Below are 14,617 nucleotides of genomic sequence, written 5' to 3'. Positions count from 1 at the left end.
GATTCATTTCGGCGTCTTGCCGGCGTCTTGTTTCAATCGCTCGCCGATACGACGGTATGCTTCCCGGAAGGAGATGCCCTCGTTCACGACCAGCGCATTCGCCTCGGCGGCGGCGTGGATGGAGGGATCCAGGCGAATCTTTTCCGGACGGAACCGTACGCCGGCCAGCGCCGCGGGAAGTATATCCAACGTTTCCATGCACAGATCGATGCTGCGAAACAACGGCGCCTTGATGAGCTGCAGATCGCGCTGATAACCGGAAGGCAGCTTGGCGACGATACCCATGACCTCCGCGAGACAGGCCATGGCCGTCGCGCTGCGGCCGCGAATCAGCTCGAATACGTCGGGATTGCGTTTTTGCGGCATGATCGAGGAGCCGGTCGTAAAGGCGTCCGGCAGCGCCACGAACGAGAACTCCTGGGTGTAGAACAACAGCAAATCGGCGGACAGCCGGGCAACGTCCTGCATGACCAGGGCGATTTCGAACAGCAGCTGCGCTTCGGCCTTGCCGCGCGATAGCTGCACGGCCGTGACCGGCATCTGCACCGTCTCGAAGCCCAGCTGCTCACGGGTGTCCTCTCGATCGATCGGCAGATTAGGCGAGCCGTAACCCGCCGCGGAGCCCAGGGGGTTCGCCCGCAGACGCCGATGCGTCTGGCGCAGTCCCTGGGCATCGTCGCGCAGTTCGGCGGCGAAGCCATTCGCCCATAGCGGCACGGAGCTGGGCATGGCCTGCTGCATGTGGGTATATCCGGGCAGCTCGATCGAGGCGTCACGCCGGGCCAGGTTCTCCAGCGCCTCGGCGACGGCATCGACGCCTGCTGCCAGTGCGTCGGCGGCGTCGCGCAAATACAACCGCAAGGCGGTCAGTACCTGATCATTGCGGGACCGGCCTAGATGTACGCGCTTGCCTGCCTCGCCGATACGCTGAGTGAGCAGGTTCTCCAATGCCGTCTGACCATCCTCGTGTTCCAGCCGTACCTGCCATTCGCCGCGGGCATGTTCCACGGCGATGGCAGTCAAGCCGCTACGAATCGCTTCCAGGTCGGCGGCCGGCAGCAGCCCTTGCGCATGCAGCATCTGCGCATGCGCGATCGAGGCGCGCACGTCGTAGGCGACCAGGCGGTTGTCCAGCGCATGATCTTCGCCTGCCGTATAGCGCAGGACACGCTCATCCAGCGGCGCGCCTTTGTCCCACAGGCGGCTCATCCGGCTTGCTGCTCTGCAGGTGAAAGGGCGCTGATGTTCTCGACGACCAGGGTGCCGGTGCCTTCGTTCGTGAAAACTTCCGCGAGCAGGCTGTCGGGAGATTTATAGGAAGTCACGTGCACACGCCGTACTCCACCGCGTATGGCGTCCTCGATTGCCTTGGCCTTGGGCAGCATGCCGTCCTTGAGGCTGCCCTGCTCCTTCAGGCGCTGCAGGCCGGTCAGATCGGTGTAGGAAATGATCGAGCAAGGATCGTCCACGGATTCAAGGATGCCCGGTGCGCCGGTGCATAGCATCAGTTTTTCGGCCTTCAAGGCCGCGCCGATCCCGGCCGCCACCGTATCGGCGTTGATGTTGAGCAGCGTGCCTTGGTCGTCGGCGGACACCGGGCTGACCACCGGCATCAGCCTTTCATCGAGCAGCTGTTGCAAAACCTTGGCATCGATCAGATCGATATCGCCGACATAGCCATAATCGACGAGCCGTCCTTCAACTTTGACCGGCGGTCGCTTGTGGGCGCGCACCAGTCCGGCGTCGACGCCGCTGACCCCGACTGCGGCAATATCCAGCTCGCGGCAAATTCCAAGTATCCGGGTGTTCACCAGGCCGTTGAGAACCATGCTGGTCACTTCGATGGATTTCTGGTCGGTGATCCGGCGGCCGGCGACGATTTGCGGCTCGATGCCGAGCGACTTCTGGACCTGCGTCAGCTGTGGGCCGCCTCCGTGCACCAGCACCACGCGGATGCCGACCTGATGCAGGATCGCCACTTGTTCCATCAAGTTGTGCGTCGACGCGGCGTCTCCGAAGACGCCGCCGCTGACCTTGATCACGAAGACCTTGCCCTTGTACATGCGAATGTACGGTGCGGCACTGCGCAGGGCGCGAATGGCAACAGAAGGGTCGATACGAATCACGGCGGGAATTCCTCTGGTATCGGCTAAGCGAGAACGATGGCGGGTAGCTCGTATTGAATAAGGGGATGGTTCGAAGGACGGCGGCAGCGTGGATCGGTCGGGCGAAGCTCAGCCGCGCAGCAGACGATACAGCACCGCCATCTGCACCACCATGCGATTGAACGCTTCGCGTATCACAACGCTGCGTGGTCCGTCGAGCACTGCATCGGCGACGGCGACATTGCGCCGTGCGGGCAGGCAGTGCATGAAATGGCAGTGCGGATCGGCATTCGTAAACCAGCTTTCGTCGACGCACCAATCGCCGAGCGGTTTGCGCAGGCGGGCTTCCGTCTCACTATCGCCATAGTGCTGCGCGGATCCCCATTCCTTTGCGTACAGGACGTGCGCGCCCTTGAGTGCTTCGGCACGATCGCTGGTCTCGCGTACCGATCCGCCGCAGCGTTGCGCCGCCTGGCGAGCCTTCTCCATGATCGGCTCCGGCAAGGCATAGCCTTCGGGGCGCGCTACGACCACCTCCATGCCGCGCATGGCGGCCATATGTACTGTCGCGGCAGGCACGGCCAGCGGCAGGGCACGCGGGTGATTCACCCAGCTCAATACGAATTTGCCGCGCTCGGGCACATGCAGGTCATCCATCGTGCGCCAGTCCGCCAGCGCCTGGCAGGGATGGTTGGCGGCCGATTCCATGTTGACCAGCGGCTTGTCGCACAGGTCTGCCATCATCTTGAAGCCGGTTTCTGCCAGATCGTGCTGCAGATCGCGGCCTTCGGCGAACATGCGGATGCCGATCGCGTCGCAGTAGGATGCCAGCACCGGTACCGCCTCGCGCACGTGTTCGGCGGCCGCCTCGTTCATGACTGCGCCCGGCCGCGTTTCCAGTTGCCAGGTGCCCTGGCCCGGAGTGATGACCACGGTGGTGCCGCCCAGACGCATCATTGCGCTCTGAAACGACGCCAAGGTGCGCAGCGAGGGATTCAGGAACAGTAGTCCAAGCACCTTGCCGGCCAGCGCGCTGGGCTGCGGATGACGTTGCAGACGCGCGGCGAGGCTGAGCATGTCCTTGACTTCTTCGCGTGGAAAGTCGGCCAGATCCAGAAATCTTTTCATTTTTCGATCACTTTTGATGAGTTGCAGCGCCGCCGGTCCCGGTCACTTCTCGATGCGTTGCAGTGCTGCCCGCAGCTGCTCTACGTGCTCGGACTGCAAGACGTACGGGGCGAGTATGCGCAGCACGTGCGGATCGCCGCTGGTGCCGGTGAGAATATCCATCTTCAGCAGTTCGGACTGCACTTCCTTTGCCGGCCTGGAAGTGCGCAGGCCCAGCAGCAGTCCGGCGCCTTGCGTGCCGAGGATGGGTCCGACCACACAGGATTCGCGGATCTGCACAGAACGCAGCCGCACATTTTCCAGCAATTGCTCGGAGTCGATGATATCGATGACCGCCTCGACGACGGCACAGGCCAGCGGACCGCCGCCGAAAGTGGTGCCCATGGCGTCGAGTTTGCAGTAGGCGGCGACATGATCGGCAAGCAGCATGGCCGAAACGGGAAAGCCCGCGCCGAGCGCCTTGGCGGTGGTAATGATGTCGGGCGTTATTTCATACATGTTCGCAGCGAAGGGATAGCCGGTGCGCCCCACGCCGCATTGCACTTCATCGAAGATGAGGATCGTGCCGTTCTCGCTGCAACGCAGGCGCAGCGCTTGCAGGAACTCCTTCGGCAGATCGACGGCACCGGCGACACCCTGCACCGGCTCGACGATGACCGCTGCGGTGTGCTCGTCGATCAGGGTGCCCAGGCGATCCATGTCCGAAGGTTTGATGAACGTAACGTCGAAGGGCAACTGCGGAAATCCATACCATTTCTGCCGCGCGCCCCAGGTGACGGCGCCGGCTGCTGCGCTTCGGCCATGAAAGCTGCCCTCGACGGCGACGATGCGTGTGCCGCCGGTCATTCTGCAGGCGAGCTTGAGCGCGTTCTCGTTCGCTTCCGCGCCGGAGTTGACGAAGAACACGGTATCCAGTCCGAGACCGCAGAAATTCGCGAGCTTCGCAGCGGCGCGGCGGCGCACGTCCAACGGTACGGCATTGCTTTGGAAACACAGACTGCGTGCCTGTGAATTCAGCGCTTGCAGCCAGCGCGGATGTCCGTAGCCCAAGGCGGCGACGGCGTGGCCGCCGTAAAGGTCGAGCACCTTGCGCCCGTCGGGCGTGTGCAGATAGACACCTTCGGCATCCTGCACCTCCAGCGGCACCTGGGCATAGACCGGCGCGAGATGATCGGGCGAGACTTTGCCGATGGGGATCACGTCATCCCCAGCCGGCAGGCTGCCGGATCTGTCTTGTGTCGTTGTCATATTCGCCTTTACGTCAACCTGCATCGCCTGTTCCATGGCCAGTCATAGGTCATAGCCAGCCGGGGACATGCCCAGTGTCATATAGATCCGGCCTTGTTTAGGTCCACCCCGGGGCTGGCGCGGTAAGCCCCGCTGTTTCCTCGATGCCGAACAGACGGTTCAGCCATTGTATGGCGCCGCCGGCTGCGCCCTTGGTCAAATTATCCTCGACACAGGTCAATACCACCGTGCCGCCGTTGGCTGCGCCGCCGATGACGGCATAGTTGCTGCTCGTGACATCCTTCACGTGCGGCATGGCCCCGCTGACGCGTACGAAGGGCTTGCCGCGATAAAACTCGCGCAGGGCGTCGAGCAGTTCCGGCGTCTTCAAGGACCGGCGCGCCACCGCCTGTACGGTGACGTGAATGCCGCGAGCGAAAGGACCCGAGTGAGGAACGAAGCTGAACTCGGCAGCCACGCCGGAGGCCGTCTGCGCAATGGCCGCGATCTCGGGGGCATGCCGGTGCGCAAGCGGATTGTAAGCATAGAAATCACTGTGGCGCTGCGGATGATGCGTGCCGGCCGTGGGTGTACGGCCTGAGCCGGTGCTGCCGGTCACGCCTGTCACGAACAGGCGAGGCTCGATCAGACCGAGCTTCAGCAAGGGCACGCTGGGCAGCAGCACCGCAGTGGAGAAGCAGCCCGGATGGGCGACATGCGGCGTGTTCACCGTCTCCAAGTGTTCCGGTAGGGCGCAGGTGAACTGGGCAACGCGATGAGGCGCGCCGTGCGCATGCGGATAGACGGCTTCGTAGGCCTGGGCACTGGCGTAACGATAATCCGCCGATATGTCGATCACGCGTGGATTCGTGCCGCCGGCCTCGGCCGCGCACAACAACTGATCGATGAGCCCGGCTGCGACGCCGTGCGGCGCTGCGGACAGGATCGCCGCCGCCGGCAGCGAGGCGGCCAGACGCGAGATCGTCTCCAGGTCCGAGAATTTCAGATTGGGATAGACCGGCGCGAGGTGTGGGAACCATTTGCCGAGCGGTTCACCGGGTTGGCTGTCGGACAAGATGCCCTTCAGTTCGACGCCGGGGTGTGCCGCAATCAGACGCAGCAATTCTCCGGCAACGTAACCGGTACCGCCCAGGACGATCGCAGGAATCTTTTCAGTCATGATCATCGTTCGTCATTGGATACATCATCTTCACTACGGCAACGAAGACGCTGGTCTGATTTCGGGCCGGCCGGCTTCGATCCGGCTCTCGCGCTGTCGCCCCGGCCCATGTCGCCCGGTTTCTCCGCAGCCCTCTTCGCTCAGTGTTCGGCTGCCTGCCGAGGACTCAGGCCCAGCGATTCGATCACCCGATCGCCCAGCGCAGCGCCGTCCGTGATGGCGTTGAACGCGGGTACGCCGAATTGGTCGCGAATGATGTCCACGCCGACAGCATTGTCGGTGGCCGGGCCAGTGACGACAGCGGGCTCGATGCCGAACTTTTCGCGCAGCAGTTTCACGCCGCCCCAGGCTGCGACGGGATCGTTCGCGCATAGTACGACGGACGTCAGTACTGCCTTGATGTCGGGCGAGGCCAGAATTGCCTCCACGCCGTAGGCGCCGAGCAGGCCATCCCCGAGTTCGAAAATGATCAGGTCGGGGTTGCCCTCCGACATGGCGGTCAGCAGCGAGCGAGTGATGGCCGGACCGTTTTTCGCGGTCGTCGTCACGACGCCTAGATCGGTGAAGATCATGCTGCGGCGGGCACCGGCGTCTTCCATCGCCAGTATGTCGCGGCGCAGGGATACGCCGGTGGCCTTGAATGCATGCACATTCAATCCCCGGTGCCGCATGCGGGCAACGATGGAACAGGCGGCGGCGGTCTTGCCGGCTTCCATGCAGGTTCCAGCCATCGCGACGATGGGCACGCCGCGGGTGTTCAAGGGAGCGTCGTAATTCAGGCGCTGATAGCCGACCCGTGCCGGTACGCCGATGCGTTCGCCGAGATAGGGAAATTGCAGGACCATGCCGATGACCCGTGCATCGAAAGGCCGGCCTTTCTCGGGGTTCACCGACTCGACCACACCGAGCACGCCGCCGATGTTCAGCACCTGGATGATGTCGCCTGCCTGCACCGAAGCGGGAATGTGTCCGGAGTAGCCGAACAGTGCGCGGCGATGGCCCAGGGCACCGACGATGATGTCGCCCTTGGAGACCTTGGCCATGCGGCCGCTGTTCAGCTCCAGCATGTTGTAGGTCGATTTGCTGGTCAGGATCTCCACGACCAGGACCACACCTTCCTCGCAGGGAATATCCCGGGTGGCGACCCGTAACTCATGCCCCAGGTTCAGGGCTTGAGTGATGGAGCCGATCTTGTCGACGACGACCGTTTTCATGGAGTGTCCGCTCGCAGGCGCAATGAGTACAGGTATGGTGAGCGCAGGCTCACGTCGAAGAGTCCCCGGAGGCGTTCCGGCCGGCGCGCATCCAGAACATGCCCGGCAGTCCCAGCATCTTGGAGAAACCCAGCGCGTCGGCCGCGCTCCATTCACCGGCGGCTTCACCATAGACGCCCTTGGACGCCGCCATCAGGGAGTAGGGCGAGCTGACGCCGGCGATGAAGGCGCTGCCTGGACGATACGACACGCTTACGGTGCCGCTGACACGTGCCTGGGAGGCGCTGAACAGCGCCTCGATGTCCCGGCACACCGGATCCAGGTGCTGGCCTTCGTGCACGAGGTCGCCGTAGGGTCCGGACAGCATTTCCTTGATGCGCTGCTGGCGGCCGGTCATGACCAGCTTTTCCAGTTCGCGATGGGCGTTGATCAGCACTTCTGCGGCCGGCGCCTCGAATGCAACGCGGCCTTTGGTACCGATGATCGTATCGCCGAGATGGATCCCCCGGCCCACGCCGAACTTCGCGCCGATCGTTTCCAGCCGTTCGATGATTTCGACCGCGCCGAGAGACGTGCCGTCCAGGCTGCAGGGCAGACCGCGTTCGAAGCCAATCGTATGAGATTCGGCGGCGGCGGGATTCATGTGGGCATCCTTCGAGAGCACCCAGGCGCTCTCGGGAAGGCTGCCCTCGGAGGTCAGCGTTTCGGTGCCGCCGATCGTCACGCCCCACAGACCGCGGTTGATGGAGTACGCCGCGCCATGGGGCGGGATCGGCAGCTGACGCTCCTCGAGATACTGCAGTTGTGCGGGGCGCTTGAAGGCCTGATCGCGCACGGGAGCGAGAATGGTCAACTCCGGCGCCAGGGTACGCAGTGCGACTTCGAAGCGCACTTGATCGTTGCCCGCGGCGGTGCACCCATGAGCGACGATGTGCGTGCCGAGCCGGCGGGCGTGCTCCGCGATGGTTTGCGCCTGCATGACGCGTTCGGCACCCACGCACAGCGGATACATCTGGCCCCGCTTGACGTTGCCCATGATCAGGTACTTGATCACTTGCTCGAAGTAGTCCTGCTTGGCGGATACCAGGATGTGGTCCTGTGCGCCCAGTGCGCGAGCGCGCTCATCCAGGACCTTGGCGGCCTGCGCGTCGATGCCGCCGGTATCCACGGTCATGGTGATGATCGGCCGGCCATGGGTTTCGCGCAGCCAGGGCACCAGGAAGGATGTATCCAGTCCGCCGGAGAAGGCCAGAAGGACAGGCTCGTCGCCTGCGGGTAGTGGTGCTGCTTCGCTCATGGTTGGAAATCGGTTCGCTGAAGGTGAATGGCTGAAGGTGAATGGTTTTGAAGATCGTCTCGTGGGATTGCAGGGAGCAGCAGATTGTTCATGGGCCAGGTCTTTCAGGTCGGGCCGCGCGGCCGACGGGCATTCATACTCCGAAAATCGCCCGCAGGCGGTCACGCAGCACCCGCTGCTCGCGCCGTTCATTCGTGGCGATGAAAATCGTGTCGTCGCCGGAAATCGTTCCGACGATTTCCGGCCATTGCGCGGCATCGATCGCCACGGCGACGCTCTGTGCCGTGCCGGTCGTAGTCTTCACCACGGTCAGCGAACTCCCGGCGGTACGCACTGCCGTGACGAAATTCGCCACCGCCGCGAACGGATTGGCGGCTGCCCGCTCGTCCGGAGGCGCCATATAGCGATCGCCGCCTTTCACGACGCCCAGTTCACGCAGATCACGGCTGACGCTGGACTGAGTCGCATCGAAACCCTGCCGGTGCAGTGCCTTCACCAACTCATCCTGGTTGCGCACCACCGACTCCCGCAGGATTCGCAGGATGGCGGCGCGCCGCGAAACGGATTGATGAAGTTCCGCCATCATGCTGGAGCGTTGCTTTCGAAAATAGCGCTTTGAATAAAAATGCAAGTCTAATGCATAATTATGCAATAATCAAGGCACCGCCCGTTTCACCAGGGAGCGGTATTCAGGCGCATCTTTCGCGACCGCCACAGGCCATCGAGGACATAGATCGCCAGTGCCAGCCAGATGATGCCGAAACCGATCGCGCGGGGGCCGTGGAAGGGTTCATGGAAGACCAGCACGCCGAGGCTGAGCTGGATCGTGGGGCCGATGTATTGCAGCAGCCCGACCGTCGAGTACGGAATGCGCCGGGCGCCGAACGCAAACAACACCAGCGGAATCGCGGTCAGCGGTCCGCCGAACATCAACAAAAGACCATGGCCGAGACCACCATGACCGAAAGCGCCGGCTCCCGTGAACTCGCACCACAACAGGAAAGCCACGCCGACGGGCATGATCAGCAAGGTTTCGGCGGCGAATCCGGGCAGTGCTTCGACCGCAACGACTTTTCGCACCAGGCCGTACAGGCTGAAGCTTAGGGCCAGGGCCAGGGCGATCCACGGCGGCTGCCCGGCCGTCCAGGTCAGGTAGAGCACTCCGGCGGCGGCGATCGTCACGGCGAGCCATTGGGCGTGATTGAGCCGTTCCGACAGGAACAGCACCCCGATCAGGACGTTCAGCAGCGGGTTGATGAATAGCCGAGACTGGTCTCCACCACGCGCCCGGTGCCGATCCCCCAGATGTAGAGGGTCCAGTTGAGCGTCACCAGCGTGGCGCTGACCGCCAGGCGCCAGCGGATCCGAGGGACCGCCAGCGCGGTACGCACCCCGCCCAGGGCGCCGCCGATCGCCAGCAGACCGATTGCAAACAGGCAACCCCATACCAGGCGGTGTGTCGCGAACTGCCATGCCGGCACGTCGCTCAGCGCCTTGATGTACAAGGGCAGCAGTCCCCAGATAAAAAAGGCTGCCGCAGTCGCGGACAGGCCACGGCCATCCAGGCCTGCGGCGGGTGGACGCAAAGCGCCCTCGTCGGATGAATTCATCGGCAGAGACGACAGTGGGATTTGGCGGTGCGATCACATGATACTGCATCGCCGCGCCTGTACAGTGCGCGCTGCAGCGTGGTGTGGACGACGGCTTCGGAAGATAGTCATGGCAAAAGATCAGATCCGCTCGATACTCGAACTTTCACGACGCCTGCTGGCACTGTCCCAGACGGGCCTGCATTTCAGCGAGCAGGAATACGATCGCGAACGTTATCGTGAAGTAGCGGATATCGCCGAACGGCTGCTGGCCAGCGAATCGACCTTGGGGACGGAGGATGTACACTGCCGCTGGTTCGTGGAAGACGGCTATGCGACGCCCAAGATCGATGTACGCGGGATGATTTTCCAGGGCGATCGCCTGTTGATGGTGCGTGAGCGTGCCGACGGCAAGTGGACGGTGCCGGGCGGCTGGGCCGACGTCAACGATGCCCCGGCGCATGCGGTCGAGAAGGAAATAGAACAGGAGTCGGGCTTCACGGCTCGCGCGGTCAAGCTGGCTGCGGTATACGATCGCGACAAGCACGACCACCCTCCGTTCCTATTCCATTCCTGGAAGCTCTTTTTCATTTGCGAACTGACCGGCGGCGAGGCGCGCACCAGTTATGAAACCACCGGCGTGGAGTTTTTTGCGCTGGATGCCCTGCCCGAACTGTCCACCGGGCGGGTGACCGCGGCGCAGCTTCGGCGCATGTACCAGCATCATCTGCATCGTGAACTGCCGACCGAGTTCGATTGAGGGTCGCGCACCGGATTTCCGGAGATGTCGCGCGATCCAGGGCGAGGCCGGTGCGCGGCGCCCGATCGTGTGCTTTGGCGCCGACGATACCGGAATCTCAGCGTTCGATCGTGTACTCCAGATCGGCGCTCTGGTTTTCGCCCGCTTCGGTGCGGAAGATCCATCGGTCGCTGATCGTGTAGCGCAGTTTCAAGGTGTTGATCGATTCGGTGAGCGAGATGCCGTAGCTGATGAACAGCCGCGGCGAAAGGAACTTGCCGATCACCAGCGAGGTATTGTCTTCGCCGGTGCTGTCCACGGTGCTTTCGACGCCCACCTCCTCGAATCCCAGCCGGCGCCCGATCTGGGAGGCGAGCAGGCCGCCGCCCTGGTAAGCCAGCGAGCCGCGCGCCGAGTCCATGGTCATGCGATCCCCGCTGCGCATCGTGTCCATGGATCGGCCGGTCAGCAGGTAGGATACGATCTGCGTCTGCGGCATGGAGGGATCGGAAAAAAAGGTCAGGCGCGGTTCACGCAAGGTGCCGCGCACGTTCAACCCGACGGTCACCGTGTCGAGGTCGCGCCGCGCTTCCATGTCGAGACCGGGATCGTCCAGTGACGAGGTATCGAACAGCAGGCGGCCGCGATTGATGTCGAGCTTTTGGCCATAGGCTTCGTAGCGGCCCTCCGCAACCGACAGTTCGCCGCGTCCCCTGGGCGTATCGCCGGTGTGTAGAATCGTACCGACTGCGCCCTGGATGCGGCCCTGCAGCCCGAAGGCGTCGATGCGTACGTCGTCGCCCATCACGATGCGCACATCGCTGTGTACGTCGTAACGCCCGGCCGTTTCGGCCGCGTGCTCGCCTACGTAGCGGGCATCTTCCGAAAGCCGTACCGCACCACCGATCTGCGCCGGCTGTATGCGTGCGCTGGGAATGATCACCTCACCGGTGATGCCGATCTGCCTGCCGTCGATGCGGAATTGCAGGTCCGGCGCGGCGATCACGCGATAGTCGGGGAGGTCCGCCACCAGCAGATCCACGCCATGCAGGTGCAGATTGCCGCGGGATTCACCTTCCTGCCAAGCCAGTCTGCCGTCGATATCGAGACGCCCGTTGCCGGCGTGCGCGCTGCCTTGCAGGTCGATCCAATTCTCATCCAGGTCCGCGGTCAAGCTCAGCCCGCGCAACGCCAGGTTGATCCGGTAGGAGTCGAACTCGCCGTCGGCCAGGGCCAGCCGGCCGCGCAATTCGGGCCGCGCCAGCGTGCCCGTGATGCCGATGTTCGCGGTGAACAGGCCGGCAGCATGATCGACTTCGGGAAAAAACAGCGGCAGGATGTTCGCATCGGCTGCACGGGCACGCACCTCGGCGCTCAGCGGCAGATGCATCAGGCCGGCACCGTCACGCCGCAGATGTGCATTCGCGTAGACGTACGTATCGGTGAATGCCTGCAGACCAAAAGAGAAATCCACGCGCTGCGGCGTTGCGGTCGCAGCCAGGCCGCCGGTGCCCAGGTGCAGCGTTTCCGTCTCGCCGGTTTGTGGCCGGTAGAGAATCGCGGCGTCGACGATGCGCATGCCGGCATCCGCCTGCCAAGTTTCGCCGGCCGATCCGAAAACTCTCGCACGGCCCTCGATACGGCCGGCGTACTCTGCGTCCGCCATGCGGGAAGGCAGTATCAGCGCCAGGGGTATTTCGTAGCCCGCCACGATCCCTTCCCAGGAACCGCGGCGCTCCCAGCGGCCATCGGCGCAGAGGCGGCCCGCGCCGGCAACCAGGCACAAATCGTTCACCGTCACGCGATCTCTGGATACCAGGATGCGCGCCGGCCCGGGTGTGCTGATCTCATCCTTCGGCAAACCCGTCGAGAGCTGCGTCATCGTGAGCAGCGCATCCCAGCGCCGGCGGATATAGCGTCCATCGATTCTCATCCGGGCATACGGCGCCGGCGCGCGCGCGCGCGTGGCGACACCGGCGAGTTCGACGTCGATGCGATGCGCACCGGGCGTTCCATCGCCGTCGACATCCAACGCATCGATCCGTACCTCGCCGTATGCCAGCCCGCGGGCGTGCAACCGCAGACGCGAGGAAGGCGTGCCGCTCGGGGTATCGCCGCCCGAAGCCAGGTCGTCCGAGTCCGCATCAGCGGCGGTATTGCCCGCCAGGCCGCGGCGGGCATCAACAGCCTCATCAGCGCCGTCGCCGTCGCCGTCGATACCGATACCGAGATCGAGATCCAAGGACCGTAACGCCCACTCCTGATACCCCAGCGCCGTACCTCGGGCGGTTGCCGCGATCCGTGGTGCCGTGGAATCACCGCCGGCGGCGCCGGAGAAGTCGATCGCACCTTGCAACCCCGGCCAGAGCTTTTCCAGACGAGGCGCATGCAGTGCCCAGCGTGCGTCGATCCGATCGTCCAGGCTGGCATCGAGCCTGAATGCAGCATCAGCGTAGTCGAGCCGCGCGCCGCGCACGGCCCAACCGGTGCGATTGCGCCTGAATTCGCCATGGGCACGCAGATCCTGTGAACGCAGTTTTCCGGTCAATTCGTCGACCACGAGCGTGAAGTTTGCCTGCGGGTCCAAGCCGGCGCCGCCCGCGTGCATCCGCCCGTCGAGGCGGCCGGGCAGTTCGGCATGCAATTGGCGGGGGTTGATACCCTCGGCCTGGGTCGAGATCCACCAGCGGTGCGGCTGGGCGAACTGCAGCTGCCCCGAGCCGTTGAGGCGGCCTTCGAGCACCGCCAACTCATAATGCTCGACCTCCAGCGTCCGGGCGGACAGCCGGCCGTGTGCCGAACCCAGTGCAGCCGGAATCTGCGGTCCTTCGATCCGTGCCGTCAGCGTGAAGTCGTAAGGCAGTCTGCCTTGCAGACTGGCGGTGCCTTCGGGACTGACCAGCAGCGGTGCATAGAGCGTACGTGCCGCTGGCCGGGTGCCAGGAGGCAGCGTGCGCAGGGGCCATTGCAGCGCTTGCCAGCGCGCTTGCAGGCTCAGAGTCGGTCCCCCTTCCTGGAAGGCGATGCTGCCGGCCGCATGCACTTTCACCGGAGAATCTACGAGCGCCAGATCGGCGCCGGTGATACGTAGCCGATGCTGCGCATAGGCGCCGACGGTATCGATGAAAATCGTGCCGCTGTCGTATTCGGGGATCGCCAAGGTGCCGACGACCTCGATGCGCTGCGGATCCGCAGCAATTTTCAGGTCGGCATCACGCAGGGAGAACGGCGGATCGTCCAGCCACGGAGCCAATGAAAAATCCGCCGCTTCGATTCGTCCCGCGAGGTGCCAGCGCCCTTCGGGTTGGGTGACCAGGAGTTCGGCGCGCGCCTGCGTTCCTACCCGTGTTTCAGGCCGAGTTCCATCCGGCGTTTGGTCCTCGGCCTTCCCGGTCGCGGCCCCTGTCGCGGTTTCGAGCAGGGCGGAAGCCTGGACGGCGGTATGCAACGCTCCCTGGATCGCGAGCCGGTCCACCGGACCGTCCAGCCGGCCGGTCAGTGCATATTCGACGCCCCGTGGCATACGCACATGTCCCTCCGCATGGCCGTGCAAGGACAGCGTTCGCCCGGCGCGCAGCCGCAGTCGTCCGGCGGCGTCGAACTGCCCGGCGTCGATGCGGGTATTTTCGATATCGATCTGCCGCGCGCCGATCGCAGCCTGTCCGCGGACGCGGTGCGCATCCACCGCCATGCCGTTCATGTGCACGTAGCGGACTTCGTGCAGGTCCACTCCCCGGGCATCGATGCGCAGATAGGAGGGAAGAAAGCGCAGCGGTCTGTCGCCGCGCGACGGCGCCTGCCGTTCGTGCAGCACGACCTGCGTATCGCGCGCCGTCAGGCTGCGGCTTCGCAAGGTCTGCAGTATCAGGGCGCGCAACTGCAGGTCCACCACGATATCGTGAGAGATGACCTGCACGAGCGGATGGTCGAGTTCGAAGCGCTCTATCCGCAGGGGACCGGCGAGCGTTCCGGAAACGCCCTGCACGTGAATGCCGAAACGTTCCAGCCGTCCCAGCTGTCCCGCGATCAGCGCCAGGCCTGTTTCGGTATAGAACAGGCCCGCGATCAGCGTACCGGGAAGCATGATCAGCAGGATCGACACGATGAGCAGGCTTTTACGCATTGGAATCGACCATGC

The 14,617-nt window shown here is 64.0% G+C and carries 12 protein-coding genes; 1 reads left to right on the top strand and 11 read right to left on the bottom strand.

Translation table 11 applies throughout. The annotated features are described in order from the left end of the window. Positions 1-3: 3 nt before the first annotated feature. The 10 genes from argH to ACG33_RS16610 form a co-directional block, all read right to left on the bottom strand. Positions 4-1,209, bottom strand: coding sequence for an argininosuccinate lyase (gene argH / locus ACG33_RS14160; RefSeq protein WP_066922145.1), 1,206 nt, complete (start codon positions 1,207-1,209; stop codon positions 4-6). Then, positions 1,206-2,126, bottom strand: a complete 921-nt coding sequence (argB, locus tag ACG33_RS14155) for an acetylglutamate kinase (RefSeq protein WP_066922143.1) — start codon at positions 2,124-2,126, stop codon at positions 1,206-1,208. Before argB ends, argH begins: the two co-directional genes overlap by 4 nt. 108 nt (positions 2,127-2,234) lie before the next feature. Further along, positions 2,235-3,233 (bottom strand): N-acetylornithine carbamoyltransferase, encoded by a 999-nt coding sequence (locus ACG33_RS14150; RefSeq protein ID WP_066922141.1) that lies wholly within the window; start codon positions 3,231-3,233, stop codon positions 2,235-2,237. A gap of 42 nt (positions 3,234-3,275) precedes the next feature. Next, a complete protein-coding gene (locus ACG33_RS14145; RefSeq protein ID WP_210399097.1) occupies positions 3,276-4,481 on the bottom strand; it encodes an aspartate aminotransferase family protein in 1,206 nt (401 codons plus the stop codon). 97 nt (positions 4,482-4,578) lie between these two features. Next, positions 4,579-5,640: an N-acetyl-gamma-glutamyl-phosphate reductase gene (argC, locus tag ACG33_RS14140; RefSeq protein ID WP_168160107.1), complete on the bottom strand. Its 1,062-nt coding sequence runs from the start codon at positions 5,638-5,640 to the stop codon at positions 4,579-4,581. Positions 5,641-5,780: 140 nt separating this feature from the next. Continuing rightward, a complete protein-coding gene (locus ACG33_RS14135) occupies positions 5,781-6,854 on the bottom strand; it encodes a hypothetical protein (protein ID WP_066922137.1) in 1,074 nt (357 codons plus the stop codon). Positions 6,855-6,903: 49 nt separating this feature from the next. Next, positions 6,904-8,151: an argininosuccinate synthase gene (gene argG / locus ACG33_RS14130; protein ID WP_066922136.1), complete on the bottom strand. Its 1,248-nt coding sequence runs from the start codon at positions 8,149-8,151 to the stop codon at positions 6,904-6,906. 133 nt (positions 8,152-8,284) lie between these two features. Beyond that, positions 8,285-8,737, bottom strand: a complete 453-nt coding sequence (locus ACG33_RS14125) for an arginine repressor (protein WP_157071811.1) — start codon at positions 8,735-8,737, stop codon at positions 8,285-8,287. A gap of 86 nt (positions 8,738-8,823) precedes the next feature. Further along, positions 8,824-9,378: an EamA family transporter gene (locus ACG33_RS16615; protein WP_210399096.1), complete on the bottom strand. Its 555-nt coding sequence runs from the start codon at positions 9,376-9,378 to the stop codon at positions 8,824-8,826. A gap of 14 nt (positions 9,379-9,392) precedes the next feature. Next, entirely contained in the window at positions 9,393-9,761 is a 369-nt protein-coding gene (locus tag ACG33_RS16610) for an EamA family transporter (protein WP_210399095.1), read from the bottom strand. A 109-nt stretch (positions 9,762-9,870) separates the two neighbouring features. Between ACG33_RS16610 and ACG33_RS14115 the strand changes: the two genes are divergently transcribed. Continuing rightward, the gene (locus tag ACG33_RS14115) at positions 9,871-10,500 is read left to right on the top strand and encodes an NUDIX hydrolase (protein WP_066922134.1); all 630 of its coding nucleotides are present in this window, start codon (positions 9,871-9,873) and stop codon (positions 10,498-10,500) included. Positions 10,501-10,597: 97 nt separating this feature from the next. Here the strand turns inward: ACG33_RS14115 and ACG33_RS14110 are convergent, their stop codons facing one another. After that, complete coding sequence (locus ACG33_RS14110; protein WP_066922133.1) at positions 10,598-14,602, bottom strand: translocation/assembly module TamB domain-containing protein; 4,005 nt, start codon at positions 14,600-14,602, stop codon at positions 10,598-10,600. Positions 14,603-14,617 lie beyond the last annotated feature (15 nt).

The organism is Steroidobacter denitrificans (assembly GCF_001579945.1).
GTDB lineage: Bacteria > Pseudomonadota > Gammaproteobacteria > Steroidobacterales > Steroidobacteraceae > Steroidobacter > Steroidobacter denitrificans.
Note: the sequence above shows the minus strand (reverse complement) of the source record. Positions and strands in the feature narration are given on the sequence as shown.

Excerpts from the sequence above, each read along its gene's own strand:
- argG (WP_066922136.1), bottom strand. The coding sequence starts at position 8,151 with ATGAGCGAAGCAGCACCACTACCCGCAGGCGACGAGCCTGTCCTTCTG.
- ACG33_RS14150 (WP_066922141.1), bottom strand. The coding sequence starts at position 3,233 with ATGAAAAGATTTCTGGATCTGGCCGACTTTCCACGCGAAGAAGTCAAG.
- ACG33_RS14115 (WP_066922134.1), top strand. The coding sequence starts at position 9,871 with ATGGCAAAAGATCAGATCCGCTCGATACTCGAACTTTCACGACGCCTG.
- ACG33_RS14125 (WP_157071811.1), bottom strand. The coding sequence starts at position 8,737 with ATGATGGCGGAACTTCATCAATCCGTTTCGCGGCGCGCCGCCATCCTG.
- argC (WP_168160107.1), bottom strand. The coding sequence starts at position 5,640 with ATGACTGAAAAGATTCCTGCGATCGTCCTGGGCGGTACCGGTTACGTT.
- ACG33_RS14145 (WP_210399097.1), bottom strand. The coding sequence starts at position 4,481 with ATGACAACGACACAAGACAGATCCGGCAGCCTGCCGGCTGGGGATGAC.
- argH (WP_066922145.1), bottom strand. The coding sequence starts at position 1,209 with ATGAGCCGCCTGTGGGACAAAGGCGCGCCGCTGGATGAGCGTGTCCTG.
- ACG33_RS14110 (WP_066922133.1), bottom strand. The coding sequence starts at position 14,602 with ATGCGTAAAAGCCTGCTCATCGTGTCGATCCTGCTGATCATGCTTCCC.
- ACG33_RS16610 (WP_210399095.1), bottom strand. The coding sequence starts at position 9,761 with ATGAATTCATCCGACGAGGGCGCTTTGCGTCCACCCGCCGCAGGCCTG.
- ACG33_RS14135 (WP_066922137.1), bottom strand. The coding sequence starts at position 6,854 with ATGAAAACGGTCGTCGTCGACAAGATCGGCTCCATCACTCAAGCCCTG.